This window comes from Pirellulales bacterium, assembly GCA_035939775.1.
In the GTDB taxonomy this organism is placed as follows: Bacteria; Planctomycetota; Planctomycetia; order Pirellulales; family DATAWG01; genus DASZFO01.
In genome coordinates this window covers 33,775-50,606 of sequence record DASZFO010000159.1, presented here as the reverse complement: position 1 = coordinate 50,606, position 16,832 = coordinate 33,775, and the positions used below count along the sequence as shown (strand labels likewise).

At 61.9% G+C, this 16,832-nt stretch carries 9 protein-coding genes; 7 read left to right on the top strand and 2 right to left on the bottom strand.

Translation table 11 applies throughout. The features are described 5' to 3' along the window. Positions 1 to 32: 32 nt before the first annotated feature. From VGY55_10395 to VGY55_10365, 7 genes are all read left to right on the top strand, one after another. Entirely contained in the window at positions 33 to 1,376 is a 1,344-nt protein-coding gene (locus VGY55_10395; GenBank protein ID HEV2970389.1) for an efflux RND transporter periplasmic adaptor subunit, read from the top strand. A gap of 28 nt (positions 1,377 to 1,404) precedes the next feature. After that, positions 1,405 to 5,283, top strand: a complete 3,879-nt coding sequence (locus VGY55_10390; GenBank protein HEV2970388.1) for an efflux RND transporter permease subunit — start codon at positions 1,405 to 1,407, stop codon at positions 5,281 to 5,283. A gap of 9 nt (positions 5,284 to 5,292) precedes the next feature. Further along, a complete protein-coding gene (locus VGY55_10385; protein HEV2970387.1) occupies positions 5,293 to 8,847 on the top strand; it encodes an efflux RND transporter permease subunit in 3,555 nt (1,184 codons plus the stop codon). Between the two features lie 319 nt (positions 8,848 to 9,166). Then, entirely contained in the window at positions 9,167 to 10,744 is a 1,578-nt protein-coding gene (locus VGY55_10380) for an efflux transporter outer membrane subunit (protein ID HEV2970386.1), read from the top strand. A gap of 325 nt (positions 10,745 to 11,069) precedes the next feature. Further along, positions 11,070 to 11,840: a hypothetical protein gene (locus tag VGY55_10375; protein ID HEV2970385.1), complete on the top strand. Its 771-nt coding sequence runs from the start codon at positions 11,070 to 11,072 to the stop codon at positions 11,838 to 11,840. A 208-nt stretch (positions 11,841 to 12,048) separates the two neighbouring features. Then, positions 12,049 to 13,383 (top strand): Gfo/Idh/MocA family oxidoreductase, encoded by a 1,335-nt coding sequence (locus VGY55_10370; GenBank protein ID HEV2970384.1) that lies wholly within the window; start codon positions 12,049 to 12,051, stop codon positions 13,381 to 13,383. Positions 13,384 to 13,517: 134 nt separating this feature from the next. Next, on the top strand, positions 13,518 to 14,204 hold the full coding sequence (locus VGY55_10365) for a UdgX family uracil-DNA binding protein (protein HEV2970383.1): 687 nt from the start codon (positions 13,518 to 13,520) through the stop codon (positions 14,202 to 14,204). Between the two features lie 15 nt (positions 14,205 to 14,219). On the opposite strand, the gene VGY55_10360 is transcribed toward VGY55_10365, so the two are convergent. Both VGY55_10360 and VGY55_10355 read right to left on the bottom strand, forming a co-directional pair. Then, on the bottom strand, positions 14,220 to 15,413 hold the full coding sequence (locus tag VGY55_10360) for a UvrB/UvrC motif-containing protein (protein HEV2970382.1): 1,194 nt from the start codon (positions 15,411 to 15,413) through the stop codon (positions 14,220 to 14,222). A gap of 201 nt (positions 15,414 to 15,614) precedes the next feature. Next, positions 15,615 to 16,739 (bottom strand): ABC transporter permease, encoded by a 1,125-nt coding sequence (locus VGY55_10355; GenBank protein HEV2970381.1) that lies wholly within the window; start codon positions 16,737 to 16,739, stop codon positions 15,615 to 15,617. Between the last annotated feature and the right edge of the window lie 93 nt (positions 16,740 to 16,832).

Sequence of the window (16,832 nt, the reverse complement as noted above, 5' to 3'; positions counted from 1 at the left end):
AGGCAGGTTGCGCTGGCTATGTCGAGTTGACCATGAAGCGATGCCTGTTGCTCGACGTCGGTCTGATTCTGATTGCGGCGGGACCGTGGAACGGATGCGCTCCGAAACAGACTGACGTGGCCACTGCCCAGGCGCCTGCCATTCCCGTCAGCCAGCCCGTGGCGCAGCAGGTGACCGACTTCGTGGACTTCACGGGGCGCACCGAGGCCAAGGAATCGGTTAACATCATTCCCCGCGTCACCGGCTACCTGGTCAGCACGCCGTTCAAGGAGGGGGCTGAAATCAACCGCGGGGATGTGCTGTTCGAGATTGATCCCAAGCCGTATCAAGCCCAATACGATCAAGCCGAAGGGCAGGTGTTGCTGAACGAGGCCCGAGTGAAGGAAGCCAAAGCCGACAATGCGCGGGCCAAGGAACTCTCACGAACTCCGGGGGCGATCAGCAAGCAAGACCTCGACCGCTACCAGGCGGCCGAAGAAGAGGCGATTGCCTCGGTCCAAGCCGCCAAGGCGAGCCTCGAGGTCTACCGGATCAATCTCGGCTATTGCAAGGTGGCCTCTCCGATTGATGGACAGGTGAGCCGCTATTATTTGACGCCGGGCAACCTGGTCAATCAGGATCAGACTCAATTGACCACGGTGGTCTCGACCGATCCGATGTACGTCTATTTCGACATGGACGAGAGCACGTTGCTGCGCATCCGACGCGCGGTGAACGAAGGTCGAATTCAGCGCTACCGGCAGGGAGAAATCCCCGTGTTCATCGGCCTGGAAGGGGAGGAAGGGTTTCCCGAGCAAGGAACAATCAATTTCGTCAACAACCAGGTCAACTCAGGGACCGGCAGCATCATGGTGCGGGGCGAGGTCGCCAATCCCAAGCCGATAAACGGCACTCGGCTCCTCTCGCCCGGCATGTTTGTGCGAGTTCGGCTGCCAATCGGCAAACCGCATCCGGCGCTGTTGGTGATCGATCGTGCCTTGGGATCGGATCAGGGATTGAAATACGCTTTCATCGTCGGTCCGAACAACACGATCGAGCAGCGGCGCGTCGAGACCGGCGCGTTGCAAGAGAATGGCCTGCGGGTGATTGATTCGGGATTGAAGGCGGAGGAATGGGTGGTCGTGGGGGCCATTCAGCAAGTTCGCTCCCGAATGCAGATTCGGCCGGACCGCGTGACGATGCCGACGCTCGGCACGGCGGCTGAATCCGTCTCTTCGGAAAACGGGGCCACGGGGTCGCAACCGGCCCCTACGAACGCGGACAAGTCGCGGCCCGGCGCGGAGAAGCAAGACGTCGAATCGCCGAAAAAAGGGGAAGCAACTCCTGCCCCCGTCCCGCCAGCCGGCGCGGAAAAGCCAAACGAGAAAGCGACCTAATCGCCTCCGCGTCGAGAGTGCCATCGTCATGATCTCGCGCTTCTTCATCGATCGGCCGATTTTTGCCTCCGTCGTCTCGATCGTGATCACGCTGGTCGGGGCGATCGCGCTCTTCTATCTGCCGATCGCCCAATATCCGCGCATCACGCCACCCGGCATATCCATCTCCATCACCTATCCCGGAGCCAGCGCGAAGGTCGTGGCTGACACGGTCGCGGCGCCGATCGAGCAGCAAGTGAACGGCGTCGAGGGGATGCTCTACATGTCATCGCAAATGGGAAACGACGGCTCGTACACGCTGACCGTGACCTTCGACATCGGCGTGGATCTGAACACGGCCCTGGTCATGGTCCAGAACCGCGTGGCGCTGGCCATGCCGCAGCTTCCGACCGAAGTGCAGAATCAGGGAATCACGGTCCGCAAGAAGACGCCCGACATCTTGATGATCGTTAACTTCTATTCGCCCGACGGGCGCTACGACGATATCTACTTGAGTAATTACGCGACGATCTTCGTCAAGGATGAATTGCTCCGCGTTCCGGGTGTTTCGGACATCTCCTACCAAGGGCAGCGCGACTACAGCATCCGGGTCTGGTTGGATCCGCAGAAGCTCGCGGCCCGCGGCATGACCGCTATTGACGTGGCCAACGCGGTCCGGGCCCAGAATCTGGACGTGCCGGCGGGGCAAATCGGTCAGCCGCCAGCGCCGGGCGGTCAGATGTTTCAACTGCCCGTCGACGCGCTGGGCCGGCTTTCGCGCCCCGAGGAATTCGCAAACATCATCGTCAAGGTGAATCCGACTCGGATGACACAGCCCGCGACGGCGCGCAGGCCGCCGGTTTTGGCATCAAGCTTTGGGTTGCCCGCGCCGGGAACGAACGCCACGCAGCCAACCGGCCCAGCGACGACAGCAGCTTCGACCAGCGCCGTGAACTCCAGCCTGTTAACGGTTGGGACCGGCGGCGGCACGGCTGGTACGAGCGGGCCGACATTGTCTACAAGTACGACTGCGGGCCGCGCAACGACGGCCACCGTAACCACCGCCGGCGCCGCACCGGCCGGCGGCACCACCGCGGGTGCGACGCTATTGGCGACGCCCGGAGTGTCGACTGGCGGTGGCGGAACCGCGGCGGGGGGCGGCACGACCGGGGGCGGCGGCATGACCGGAGGCGGGTCCACTACCGGCGGCGCTTTCTCGACCGCCCCTTCATCCAACGCGGCTCCTTCGTCCAACACGGCCCCTTCGACCAACACGGACCTTTCCTACAGCGCGGCATCGTCGACCAGCGCAACGTCCGCCAGCCCAACCGCAAGCGCGGCCGGCTCCTCGTTCATGCCGAATCAGCCGTCGCTGGCGATCGTTCGTTTGAGCGACGTCGGCCGGGTCGAAATGGGCGCTCAAAACTACAACCAGTCCTGCTTATTCGACGGCAAGCCGTCGGTTGGGCTGGGGGTCTTTCAACTTCCCGGCACGAATGCTTTGGATGTGGCCAATAGCGTGCGGGCGAAGATGGAGGAATTGAAGAGCCGGTTTCCGGAAGGGTTGGATTATCAAATCGCCTACGACACGACGCCGTTTATCCGCGAGTCGGTGTCCGACGTCGTCAACACGCTCTTGGAGGCGACGCTCCTCGTCGGCGTGGTGGTGCTGCTGTTCTTGCAAACCTGGCGGTCGGTGCTGATTCCGTTGATTGCCGTGCCGGTTGCCATCATCGGCACCTTCTCGATCATGGCCTTGCTCGGCTATAGCCTGAATAATATTTCGCTCTTCGGCCTGGTGCTGGCGATCGGCATCGTCGTGGACGACGCGATCGTGGTGGTCGAGAACGTCGAGCGCTGGCTCGAGCACGGTCTACCGCCGCGCGAGGCGACGCGCAAGGCGATGGACGAGGTGACGGGGCCGATCATCGCCGTGGCACTCGTGCTGTGCGCGGTATTCGTGCCGTGCGCTTTCGTCGGCGGCATCACGGGGCAGTTTTACCGGCAGTTCGCCGTGACGATCGCCGTTTCGACCGTCTTCTCCGCCTTGAATTCGCTGACGCTCAGCCCGGCGCTCGCCGCCCTGCTCTTGAAGCCGCGCGACGGCCGGCGCGATCCCGTGACGAAGATTTTGGATTTATCGCTCGGCTGGATCTTTCGGCTGTTTAACGCGGCGTTTGGCGCGAGCACGACAGCTTACGGGAAAGTCGTCGCGAGCTTCATGCGCGTGAACCTCGTGATTCTGGCGGCCTACGGAGCGTTGATGGTGCTGACGTATTTGATGTTTTCCAAGGCCCCGATCGGCTTCGTGCCGCAGCAGGATCAGGGCCGATTGATCGTCAGCATCCAACTCCCCGATTCGGCATCGCTGCAACGGACCCAGGCGGTGGTGGCCAAAGTTGCCGAGATTGCCGGGAAAACGCCGGGGATCGCGCATACAGTGGGAATCTCGGGGTTGTCGTTCGTGATGCAGGCCACCGGGCCCAACGTGGCCTCAATGTTCATCGTGCTCGATTCGTTCGAAAAGCGGCGGCACCCCTTTCGCCCCGACACGGCCATCATGGCCGACCTGCGGCGCGCGTGGGCCAAGCAGATCAAGGACGCGGTCGTGACTGTCTACGGCGCGTCGCCGATTCCCGGCGTCGGCGTGGCGGGGGGCTTCAAGGTGATGATCGAAGACCGCGGCGACTTGGGGCTCCCCTCGTTGCAGATGCAAACCGATTCGCTGGATCGCAAGTTGCAGACGGACGTGCCCGGCCTGATTAGTGTCTCGACTCAGTTCCGCTCCAACACGCCTCAACTCTTCTTGAACATCGACCGGCTCAAGGCCGCCTCGTTGGGAGTGTCTTTGCAAGACGTGAATCAAACGCTCGACATTTTCCTCGGCTCGCTTTACGTGAACAGCTTCAACGACTTCGGCCGCCATTGGCAGGTGACTCTCCAAGCCGAAGGGCCGTATCGAAATCAAACCACCGCCATCAATCTGTTCCAAGTGCGGAACAACCGTGGCCAAATGGTCCCGCTCGGCACGCTGGCCAACTTGCAGTCGACCGGCGGCCCGATCGCGGTCACGCGCTATAACCTGTACACGGCTGCGGCGATCACCGGAAACTTGCAATCCGGACTCAGTTCCGGCGAAGCCATTCCCGCGGTCGACAAGCTCGCCGCCGAAACGCTGCCGATCAGCATGAAGGGGGATTGGACCGAGCTGATGTTCATGCAGAAGCGAGCGGGCAACACGTCGATGGTTGTCTTCGCGTTGGCGGTGGTTTGCGTGTTCCTCGCGCTCGCCGCACTCTATGAGAGTTGGTCGCTGCCGCTGGCGGTGATTCTGGTCGTGCCGTTGTGCTTGCTTTGCTCGTTGGCCGGGGTGCTCGGCACGCATCTGGACGTGAACATCTTCGTGCAGATCGGATTGGTGGTGCTCGTCGGGCTGGCTTGCAAAAACGCCATCCTAATCGTCGAGTTCGCACGGCAATTGCACGAGGAGGGACGGTCGCGATTTGACGCGACGGAGGAGGCCTCGCGGCTGCGGCTGCGCCCCATCCTGATGACCTCGTTCGCGTTTATATTCGGCGTGATTCCGTTGATGTTGGCTTCCGGCGCCGGTGCGGAGATGCGACGATCGTTGGGCACGGCGGTCTTCAGCGGTATGCTAGGAGTGACCCTGTTCGGCATTTTTCTGACGCCCGTGTTCTTTTACGTGATTCAATCCATCGGCGAAACCCGCTTGGTTTCGGCCACCGCGACGCGCTGGATCGGCTCGACGGTCGCTGGAGGCCTGCTGGGGTTGACGATCGGTTTCTTGCTCGGGGAGTTGGGCGTAGTCGGTCTGCCGTGGGCCGCCTGGGTCGGTGCGTCCGCTGGAGTGCTGCTGGCGCTGACGTTGCTGGAGTTGTTTCGCAGATACCGTGCAGAACCTTCGTAGGAATCGGCCGTGATAGCGGAATTCTTCGTTGACCGCCCGATCTTCGCCACGGTGATATCCGTGGTGTTCGTGCTGGCCGGCGGCGTGGCCGTGTTCACGTTGCCGGTGGCGCAATATCCCGATGTCGCGCCTCCCACGGTCCAAGTCACGGCCTTCTATCCGGGCGCCAATTCCCAGACGGTGCGCGACACCGTGGCGGCCCCGATCGAGGAACAGGTCAGCGGCGTCGAGGGCATGTTGTACATGTCTTCGCAATCCACTAACGACGGCGCGTACAAGTTGACGGTCACGTTCAAGCTCGGCATGGATTCCGATATGGCCCAGGTGCTGGTGCAGAACCGAGTGGCCCTGGCTCTGCCCGTCATCCCGGCGCTCGTGCAGAACGAGGGGATCAACGTCAAGAAGACGTCTCCCAACACGCTGATGATCGTGAACCTCATCTCGCCCGACAAGCGATACGACGATATCTGGCTGAGCAACTACGCGACGATTTACGTCAGGGACGAACTCGGCCGGGTGTCCGGCGTCGCGGGGATCACCTATTTGGGCGAGCGGGCCTACAGCTTGCGGGCATGGCTCGATCCCGACAAGCTCGCCGCACTCAATTTGAGCGCGATGGATGTGGTTAGCGCGATCAGTCAGCAGAATATTCAAGTCGCGGCGGGACAAATCGGCCAGCAGCCGGTCCCCAAGGGCCAGCAATTCCAGCTCACGATCAACACGCTCGGCCGACTGACCGATCCGGAACAATTCGAGAAGATCATTGTCAAGGCCGGTGCAGGGGCGGGAGCGGGGGCCGGCTCTGCAAGTTCGTCAACCGGCAGTTCGGCGGCCGCTCCCTCTGCCAGCACGGCTGCAGCCGGCTCCGGCGGAAGCGCGGGCACATCGGGCGCCGCCGGGACCAGCGGCAGCCCCGCGCCCCCGGCGACCGGCATCGTGATGCTCCGCGACGTGGTCACGCGCTTGCCCAACGGGCAGCCGCGCGTCGAACTGGGTTCTCAACAATACGACCAATCCTGCACGCTCGACGGGCAGCCGTCCGTTGCCCTATCGATCTATCAGCTTCCCGGCTCGAACGCGCTCGACACGGCCGCCGGCGTCTACGCCAAGATGCGCGAGCTGAAATCGCGCTTTCCAGACGGGCTCGATTATCAGATCGTCTACGATACGACTCCGTTCATTCGGGAGTCCGTCAACGAGGTGTTTTACACGCTTCGCGACGCTGTAATCCTGGTGGCGATCGTGGTGTTGATCTTCCTGCAAGATTGGCGCGCCATGATCTTGCCGATGATCGATGTTCCCGTGTCGCTCATCGGCACGTTTGCCGTGATGGCCGCGATGGGCTTCACGCTCAACAACCTGACGCTGTTCGGCTTGGTATTAGCCATCGGGATCGTCGTGGATGACGCGATCGTGGTTCTGGAGAACATCGAGCGGCAGATTGCGACCGGTCTGGATGCGCGCACCGCCACGATCAAAGCGATGCACGAAATCACGGGGCCGATCATGGCGATCACGCTCGTGCTGAGCTGCGTTTTCATCCCCTGCTGCTTTCTCGGCGGCGTGACCGGCCAGTTCTTTCGCCAATTCGCGGTGACGATCGCGGTTTCCACGATTATCTCGGCGGTCAACGCGATTACGATGACGCCGTCGCGTGCCGTGGTGATTTTCCGGACGGAGGAAGGCGCCGACGGTAACAAGCATCGCAAGGAAGCAGTCCCCTGGTGGCTGTTCGGAATTCTGGGTGGATTGCTCACGCTTTCACTGGGCGAGAAGTATCTGGCGGGGCGAATCGGTCTCCCCGCGTTGCCCGGCGCAGAAGCGCCGAAGTGGCTCCCCTGGGCCATCGATGCCGCGTACTTCACTCCTGGCGCGATCCTCGGCGGCGCCATCGGATGGTTCATCATCGGGCCGGTGAATGCCGTCCTTGGCGGCTTTTTCCGAGCCTTCAATCGCCTCTTCGATCGAGTCGTCGGCGGTTATGGCCGCTCCGTCGGCAGCTTGCTGCGAATCAGCGGCCTGGCGCTGCCGGTCTATGGCGGATTGCTCGTGGCGACTTACTGGCAATTCAACCGCGCGCCGACGGGATTTGTCCCGCAGCAAGACAAAGGCTATTTGCTGCTGAACGTGCAGTTGCCCGACTCAGCTTCGGTCGAGCGCACCTCGCGCATGATGGCCCGGATCGAGGAGATTGCGCGCAAGACGCTGGGCGTCGAGCACACGGTGGGCATCTCCGGGCAGTCGCTGATCTTGAACGCCAATGCCCCGAATCTCGGCTCGATGTATGTGATTCTGAAACCGTTCGAAGAGCGTCGCGCCGCCAATCTTACCGCCGACGCTATCGCCGCCGACTTGCAGCGCCGCTGCCAGGAAGTGCGCGGAGCGGTCGTGTCTGCATTCGGAGCGCCGCCGATCGACGGCCTCGGGACGACCAGCGGCTTCAAATTGATGGTCGAGGATCGCGGCAACCTGGGCTTGGGAACTCTCCAACGCTACAGTGACCAAATCGTCTCCCGCGGCAATCGCACGCCGGGTTTGCGCAACATGTTCAACAGCTCCGGCGCGAACACGCCTTGGCTCTACCTCGATATAGACCGCACCAAATGCGAAGCGCTGGGAGTTTCGGTCAGCGACTTGTTCAGCACGTTGCAAGTTTACTTCGGTTCCTATTACGTCAACAACTTCAACGAGTTCGGGCGGACATGGCAGGTGAACGTGCAAGCCGATTCTCGTTTCCGCGATCAAGTCCCCGACGTGCGGCAGCTTCAAGTGCGGAACAATCAGGGGCAGATGATCCGTTTGGCCACCCTCATGACCGTGCGCGACACAAGCGGCCCGGTGATGGTCATGCGCTACAATTTGTATTCCGCCGCTGCCATCACGGGCGACCCCGGTCCCGCAACCGGCTCCGGAGAGGCCGTCGATATGGCCCAGCGGATCGCCGCCGACGAATTGCCCCGCTCGATGGCTTACGAATGGACCGATCTGGCGTATCTCCAACTCGAGGCCGGCAGCCAGGCGATGTATTTCTTCGCACTGGCGGTGTTGTTCGTCTTCTTGGTGCTGGCGGCGCAATATGAAAGCTGGTCGCTGCCGCTAGCTGTGATTCTGGTCGTGCCGATGTGCTTGCTCTGTTCCGTGATCGGCGTGCAGATTGCCAGCCTCGACATCAACATTTTCACTCAGATCGGCTTTGTCGTCCTGGTGGGCTTAGCGAGCAAAAATGCGATCCTGATCGTCGAGTTTGCCAAGGATCGGCGCGAGTCGGGCGTGCCGCGAATGGAAGCAACACTGGAAGCCTGCCGGCTTCGCTTGCGGCCGATTCTGATGACGTCGTTCGCGTTCATTCTCGGCGTTGTCCCGCTGGTGATCGCGAGCGGGGCCGGCGCCGAAATGCGCCGCACTCTGGGAATCGCTGTATTCAGCGGAATGCTTGGGGTGACGCTGTTCGGGATCTTTCTGACGCCCATTTTCTTTTATGTTATCCAATCCTTCAAAGAGCGGAGACATCGGGCGCAGCCGATCAACCCAGCGCCAATGCCCATTAGCGACCCGGCCGAATGATGGCGAGGCAAGAGCGGAAGATTGGGATGGCTGTTCCGGATTCATGGTATGGATAACGACGGCGGATTGCGACGTTCCTCCACCGACGAATCCGGCGGGGACTCTCCCGTTCTCCCAGCTGGATTTGATAGTTGATCTGAACGAATTGCTCGGCGGCTGCGCAAGGAATGACGATAAATCCGATAATGCCGGTCGTAGCGGATTTTGCGAAAACGCCTTCACGGTTGGCTGGGCAGACTTTGACCGCGAAACACACCGGCCGGAGAGCATGCGGCTTCCGACCAGTGCGTGCCGCTGGCATGGCGAATGGAATCGACTCATGCGTGGCTTCACGTGGAAACTGTGCGCTCCCCTGCTCATGGCGGGACTGTTCTGCGGTTGCACGCCCATTGGCGATTACATCCACAACGGCTTCAAAGTCGGGCCGAACTACGGTCGCCCCGCGGCGCCGGTCGCCCATGATTGGATCGACGCCAACGATTCGCGCTTGCGGCGCGATGAAGACGAGCAGACGCGGTGGTGGGGAGCGTTCCACGATCCAGCGCTCGAAGCTCTCATCTGCACCGCCTACCGGCAAAACCTGACGCTCCGCGAAGCGGGCTTCCGGATTCTCGAGGCGCGAGCCCAATTGGGAATCGACACCGGGAATCTCTTCCCGCAGACTCAAGACGCCACCGGCAACTATCAGCGCAATGCCGTCAGCAAACGGACCGCGCTGGCGTCGAACAATCTGACGAAGCATTTCTTTAGCCAGTGGAACTTCGGCTTCAATCTCGCCTGGGAACTCGACTTTTGGGGACGCTTCCGGCGAGCGATCGAAGCCGATTCGGACAATCTCGACGCCTCGGTCGAGAACTACGATGCCGCGCTGCTCACGCTGCTGGGCGACGTGGCCACCGACTACGCGCAGATGCGGACCACCGAACAGCGCATCAAATACTTCGAGGACAACATTCGTGTGCAGCGTGAGACCTTGACGATCGTCGACGCGCGGTTCAAAGCCAGCACGATTAGCGAATTGGACTTGGATCAGGCCCGCAGCACGCTTGCCGCCACGGAGGCTGCGATCCCCGAGCTGGAAATCAGCTTGCGGCAAACGATCAACCAGCTTTGCGTATTGCTCGGGATGCCGCCGGAGGAACTTCGCGCTCGCCTCGGGCCGGGCGGCATTCCGACCGCGCCGCCAGATGTGGTGGTTGGCATTCCGGCGGACTTGTTGCGCCGCCGGCCGGACGTGCGGGCCGCGGAACGCCAGTTGGCGGCCCAGTGCGCCTTGATCGGCGTCGCTCAATCTCAGTTTTATCCGGCGATTTCCATCACCGGCTCGTATGGCTATGCGGCCCAGAATCTGGGCCACCTGTTCGAGCCGGCGGCGCTCACCGGCTCGGTCGGCCCAACGTTCCAGTGGAACCTGCTCAACTACGGCCGGATTTCGAACAACGTGCGCCTTCAGGATTCCAAGTTCCAAGAGCTGCTGGCCACTTATCAACAATCAGTCCTCACCGCCAATCAGGACGTCGAAAATGGGCTGGTCACGTTTTTGCGCGGCCAGATGCGCACTCGCCTTCAACAGGAGAGCGTTGACAACGCCAAGAAAGCGGTCCAGATCGCGCTCGTGCAATACAAAGCCGGCACGGTCGACTTCACCACGGTCACCCAGGTCGAGCAGGCCTTGGTTCAGCAGGAAGATACGCTGGCCCAAGCGCAAGGGGAAATCGTCAGCGGACTGATCCAGGTCTATCGGGCCTTGGGGGGCGGATGGCAGATTCGGCTCAGCGGCTGCAACGAAGCGCTCGCAGCCCCCGGAGTCGCCCCAGCTCCGTGGCGGCCGCCGCCGGAGACCGTGCAGCCGCCCGCGCCAACCGAGGTCAAGCCAAGCCTGCCAGCGCCGAAATAACCGGCGAAAATCCGTGCGGAGAGTGAACTGGCTTACGGAGGCAGTCCGTTTTCAATGGCATGAGCCGCCGCGCATCGCGATGTCTGCGCTGCCCAGATTAGCCAGCCAATCGATCCGCGGAGATCAGGGCGCTATGCAAAATCGGCGACTACTGGGAAACGCGGGCAGTGGGTCGTAATAGCTCCTCACGCACCGAGTCGCACGGTTCTTTCGAATCGAGTGGCAAGGCGGGCATGGTCGATATTACCACTAGCCGCGGGGAGCAATGGATTAAGAATCCTCACGCGACTTTTCGCTCAGCAGGTCGACTAGGAGAAGCATTACCATGGCTGGTATTGGAGCGGTGGGAAGTACGAGTTCGCAAATCAATGCTCTCGCGAGCCCATCGAGCATCAGTTCGACCGGAACTGCATCGGGAGGCGCTGCCGGCGGCGGCCTCATCGTCGCCTTGCTGTTCGATCCGAATCTCCAGGCCTCGTCTTCCAGCGGAGCTTCGCCGTCAGATGCTTCGTCGGCGACCATCGGGAATTCGGCCGGCCTGACCGATCTGCGCCAGCAAATCGACGCGGCGGTCACAGCCGCGCTTCAGACTTACGAGTCGGGAAGCAACTCGAGTTCCAACGGCGGCAGCGCGGCATCGACGTCGACCGCTTCCGGCTCGACGACGAGCGGCTCGGGCGCGTCGGATATTCTGCAAGCCATTGCCGACGCCATCACCCAGACGCTTCAGAAAAACGGCATCGATCCTCAGCAGCTCCAGCAACAGGCCGGAGCGGGGCGTCTCCATCATCACCATCATGCGGAGTCGAGTTCGGAAACCGGTTCGCAATCGGGTTCGCAATCCAATTCACCGACCGATTCGACGATAAATTCGACGACAAATTCGCAGGCCGGTGCGCTCGATTCCGGAAATCAGCAGGGGCTCAATCTGCTAGTGCAACTGCTGCAAAACAACGGTAGTAATTCCGCCGGAGGCCAGCTTGCCTCTGATCTTTTCGCTGGGGCCGATTCTTCGTCGCAAAGCCCTGGCTTGAGCAATTTGGTGCAGCTCTTGGGCAACTTGCCCGCCGGGTCAAATGTCAATGCTCAGGCCTGATTAGCCCGGATTTTTCATCGCCGATACTAGCCCGATGCGCGAGCGAGGGAGCGGTATCGCTCTGCCTGGCTTGCCCCGAAACGCCTTTTTATTGCCGGCCACTGCTAGAATTCGCGGCCAAGTCAGGTTAGATTGATCGTTTGGCCGGCCGCCGAATCTCGGGCCGCAATGCGACATCCCACCCCTCGTACGTTTCGGAGAATCCAAGATGAGTGATCCGACTCCCTCCGCCAATTCCTCCCCCATCGTAACGCCTTCGCGGCGCGAATTCCTCAAGACGTCGTCGGTCATCGCGGCCGGCGGGGCGCTGGCAAGCACGCTCGGCATCGCCCGCTCGGCTCATGCGGCCGGCGATGACACGATCAAGATCGCCCTGATCGGCTGCGGCGGCCGCGGCACCGGCGCTTGCGAACAGGCTTTGAGCACAACGGGGCCGGTCAAGCTCGTGGCCATGGCCGACGCGTTCCGCGACAACTTGGATGGCGCATACAACGGCATCAGCAAGAAGTTCAAAGACCGAGTGGATGTCTCGGAAGACCGCAAGTTCGTCGGCTTTGACGCTTATCAAAAGGCGATCGATTCGGGGGTCGACTTGGTGATCCTGGCCACCTCGCCCGGTTTCCGCCCGATCCACTTCGAAGCGGCGGTGAACGCCGGCAAACATGTGTTCATGGAGAAGCCGGTGTCGACCGATGCGCCCGGCATCCGCCGCGTGCTGGCCTCAGCCGAGGAAGCGAAGAAGAAGAACCTCAAGGTGGGCGTCGGTTTGCAGCGCCGCCATCAGGCAAACTATCTCGAAACCGTGAAGCGGCTTCAGGACGGGGAAATTGGCGACATCACGGCCATGCGCGTGTATTGGAACGGGCAGACCCCCTGGACCCGGCCGCGAAAGCCCGGCATGACGGAAATGGAATACCAGATGCGCAATTGGTACTACTTCGTGTGGACTTGCGGCGATCACATCGTCGAGCAGCACATCCACAACTTGGACGTGGCCCATTGGGTCAAGGACACTTTGCCAGTCCGCGGCAATGGCATGGGAGGCCGCGAGGTCCGCAAGGGCAAGGACCAGGGCCAGACATTCGACCATCATTGCGTCGAACTCGAATATGCCGACGGCTCACGCGTGTTTAGCCAATGCCGCCATATTCCGGGCTGCTGGGACCAAGTTGCCGAATATGCCCACGGCACCAAGGGGACCTGCGACATCAGCGGATCGCGCATCGACGTCAAGGGAGGCTCGACGTGGGGCTACGGCGAGCGTTACAAGAACCCTTACCAGGTCGAGCACGACGATCTGTTTGCGGCGATCCGCTCCGATACGCCATATAACGAGGCGAAGCGGGGTGCGGAGAGCACCATGATGGCCATCTTCGGCCGGATGCTGACCTACTCCGGTCAGAGTCTGACATGGGACGAGGCAATCAACTCGAAGATCAGCATTATGCCGAAGGAGTATAGCTTCGACGCCACTCCCCCGGTTGTGCCGGATGACAAGGGCAACTATCCGGTGCCGGTTCCCGGACGGACCAGAGTCGTCTGAGACTCATCCTGTTCGACAATTGTTGGCGATATTCACAGCCGGCTGCTCCGCGTGGACAGCCGGTTTTTTTGTCGCCGTCGCGGTGGCCAAAAAACGCCACTGGTTCTTTCGCGTTGCTTCGCGAATGATTGGGTATGATTCGACAGCGACAAATCGAAACTTCCGCCGCCGATTTCATACCGCAGGATCGGTCGATCGACGGCCTCCGTCTGGCGGCTCGGACCTGTCGCGATTGCGAACTCCATCGCGAGGCGACGCAAACCGTGTTTGGCGAAGGCCCCAGCGACGCCCGCGCCGTATTCGTGGGTGATCAGCCGGGTGGCGAAGATGACCGGGAAGGCCGGCCCTTTGCCGGGCCTGCGGGCAAACTATTGGACGCCGTCCTGCAAGAGGTCGGCATCGATCGCCGCCAAATCTATCTGACCAACGTCGTGAAGCATTTCAAATCGGGGCGGCGGGAGCGCGAACATCGGGCGGCAAAGGCGACGAGCCGCGAAATCCACGCCTGGATTCCTTGGTTGGAGGCCGAGCTTGAGGCAATCCGCCCAGAGGTCGTCATTTGTTTAGGCGCCATGGCGGCCCAGTCCCTGTTGGGACCGACCTTTCGCGTGAGCAGGCAGCATGGCCAGATTCGTCCGACAGCCTGGGCGCCTTGGACGATTGCGACCTTCCATCCGGCTGCGATTCTGCACTGCCCCGACGCGATCCGCGCCGATATTCAACAGGCGTTCGTAGCCGACATGAAGTTGGTAGCCGAGCGGATGCGGACCATCGAGTTTACTCATCACGATCCGGGTGATGAATCCTCGCGCGGAGCGTGAGGAACACACTGTCGCTCATCCGGCGCGGCGAATCTCGGCCAAGTTTCGGCAGATGGCCTTCGCCCTTTTCGGGGGAATCGTTCGCCCGAATTCGTCGGCATGGCGCCGAAACCAAGTCAGCACCAGGAGCATGTGTTCCATGTCTTCCTTGCGTGGCCCGTCTTTGGATCGGACTTGGGCGCCGAAGGCTCGCGTCAACCGAAGTAAGCATCGCTCGGCCGATACGCAATCTCTCGGCGCGCGGACCACATCAACCAGATGCGCTCGATCCACGACGAGCCAATATGCTCGGCCAGTCGTGCTCGTGACCGGATAGACGAACGAAAACTCGCCTCGCGCCTGCCGGAGCCGATTGAGGTGGTCGTGCAACCAAGCCAGCGGTTGCCACGCGTCGCGGAGGTTGGCGGCCCGCTCGAATTCGCAGCTTTCGGCGGCGGCGAGCATCTCACGCTCCAATCGGTCGAGCAGGCCGACGTTCGTTCCCTCGAGGAAACTTTTGGCCGCCGCCACGTTGGCCAGATAGTCGCGGCTCGTGCAGCCCGCGGCGCAGGGTGCGGGGCAGGTGCCCAGCTCGAACCGCGTGCATTGCGGCCGGCGGTCGGCGTTGAATAACTCCAACTGATCGGCAAACACCATCGCCACGCGCTCCGGGCAATCTCGGAGCCGATACCATTTGTTGACTTGCCGCACGGCATCGGCCAACCGTCGCCGGGAAGGAACGGGCCCGAACGCCTGCTGACTTCGCTCGCTCGGCTGCGGCGCGACATACGCATAAGGCGCTGGGCCGCGGCCAAGGCAGACGTAACAGCGGCGGAATCTGCCGGGCTGGCCGAGCACATTGAATTCCGGTCGCCAGCGGCGGATCAACTCCAGCTCACGGGCCAAGGCAATCAACTCATGCGCCGCCGGCTCCCAGACGAGCCGCTCGGCGTGCTCAATAATTCGCGCGGCCTTCGGATCGCCCGGCTCTGTTTGCAGATAAGTGAGCAGCCGATGGCGAAGGGATTTCGCCTTGCCGACGTAGATCAACGTACCGCCGGCGTCGATCATGCCATAGACGCCGGGCCGGGCCGGGCAGAATCGCCGCAACGCACGGCGTGATTGGCGGGCATCGGCTTCGAGGTCAACACCGCCTAGCTTCGTCCTCGACCGCGCCCAAAGGGCCGAGCGGCCGAACCCCGAAAATCCGTTCGTATCGAGCGAGAGCATTTCCGACCCATCCGTGGACGCGCGCGAGTCGACGCGAAAGCAAACTTCGCATCGACAACGCCGCCATTGTAGAACCATCTCGTGCAAAATGAAAACCGCAGCGCGAAAAGAACGTGGCGTGTGGCCGTCGCTGCTAGCGTCGGCGCGGAGGCTGGCAGCCTCCGCCACAGTTTAGTTGGCATGCCCAGCATGCCCTACTTTCTACTTCCGCCGCATGGCGTCGGTCGGGCGCTGGCTCGCGCCCCAGAACGCCGGATAGGCGGCGCCGCTGATCCCGATCAGGATCGCGACCAGCAAGCCCTGCAAGATCACGGCCGGGGCGATCTGCCCCGCGATGACGCCAGACGTTAAACGGAAGCCGCTCAAGAACTTCGTCAGGCCGATCGCCGTCAAAGTGCCCAGCGCCGCTGCGCCGATGCTCAACAAGATCGATTCGCAGAGGATGATCGACATCACGCGCCGCTTGGTCCAACCGATCGCCCGCAGGGTGCCGATCTCGCGGACCCGCTCGGCGACCGACATCACCATCGTATTGAGCATTCCGATCGCCCCGATCACCAGCGCGATCGCCGATACGGCCCAGGCCACTCCGCGAGCCAGGCGAATCTGCTGAATGTTGTCGACGAAATCCGCGACCGGCAGCGCAGCCAGCGTCGGATCCATCCGCTCGATCCGCCGAGCCACGTCCGACACCTCAGCCGGATCGTCGGGACGGTTCACGCTGACGCTGAAGGCCGTGACCAGCCGAGTGCTCATCAAACGCTGCAATTCTCCGATGGGCATGAAGACCGAGCCGTTCTCGAAGACGCTGTGGCTATCGAAGACGCCGACGATCTCGATCTCCTCGCCATACATCGTGAGCTTTTCGCCCGGCTTCTTGTTCATGTTCGCGGCCAACACGGCGCCGATGATTGCCTTGGCGTGGTCGCCGGGGCGGAGGGTGCGGCCCGAGGTGATTGCCAGCCGGTTCATCAATCGCGAGCCGGGCTCCCAACCGATCGTGATGACCGCCGAGAGGTCGTAGTCGGGAAACGACGTGACGTCCATCTGGCTGGGGAACACTTCGTTCACTTCAGCCAAACCCTGCAAACTCTTCCGAAGGCTCGGATCGAGCAAGCGATTGAGATTGTTGCCCCCGCTGGCCCGCTGAACGATCAGCTCGACCTGCCGGTCGTGCAGCAGATTGACGTAGGAACGTTCGAAACCGTCGGAGATTCCCACGAGCGCCACGACCGCCGCCACGGCAATCGCCAGACCGACGACGGTCAGCAACGTCCGCGTCGGGCGGCGCAGCAGATTTCTCCAGGCAATCGTCGTGAACCGCATAACCGTCGTTCTCCGCGCGGGTGAATCGATCCCGCGTTCGTGTTCCAATTCTAATGGGAAGCAACGTTTTCGCCCACACTCGCATTGACGCTC

What these genes read in the sequence shown, in the direction of transcription:
- VGY55_10360 (HEV2970382.1), bottom strand. Translation starts at nt 15,413, where the DNA reads ATGCTCTCGCTCGATACGAACGGATTTTCGGGGTTCGGCCGCTCGGCC.
- VGY55_10365 (HEV2970383.1), top strand. Translation starts at nt 13,518, where the DNA reads ATGATTCGACAGCGACAAATCGAAACTTCCGCCGCCGATTTCATACCG.
- VGY55_10380 (HEV2970386.1), top strand. Translation starts at nt 9,167, where the DNA reads ATGCGTGGCTTCACGTGGAAACTGTGCGCTCCCCTGCTCATGGCGGGA.
- VGY55_10375 (HEV2970385.1), top strand. Translation starts at nt 11,070, where the DNA reads ATGGCTGGTATTGGAGCGGTGGGAAGTACGAGTTCGCAAATCAATGCT.
- VGY55_10390 (HEV2970388.1), top strand. Translation starts at nt 1,405, where the DNA reads ATGATCTCGCGCTTCTTCATCGATCGGCCGATTTTTGCCTCCGTCGTC.
- VGY55_10395 (HEV2970389.1), top strand. Translation starts at nt 33, where the DNA reads ATGAAGCGATGCCTGTTGCTCGACGTCGGTCTGATTCTGATTGCGGCG.
- VGY55_10370 (HEV2970384.1), top strand. Translation starts at nt 12,049, where the DNA reads ATGAGTGATCCGACTCCCTCCGCCAATTCCTCCCCCATCGTAACGCCT.
- VGY55_10355 (HEV2970381.1), bottom strand. Translation starts at nt 16,739, where the DNA reads ATGCGGTTCACGACGATTGCCTGGAGAAATCTGCTGCGCCGCCCGACG.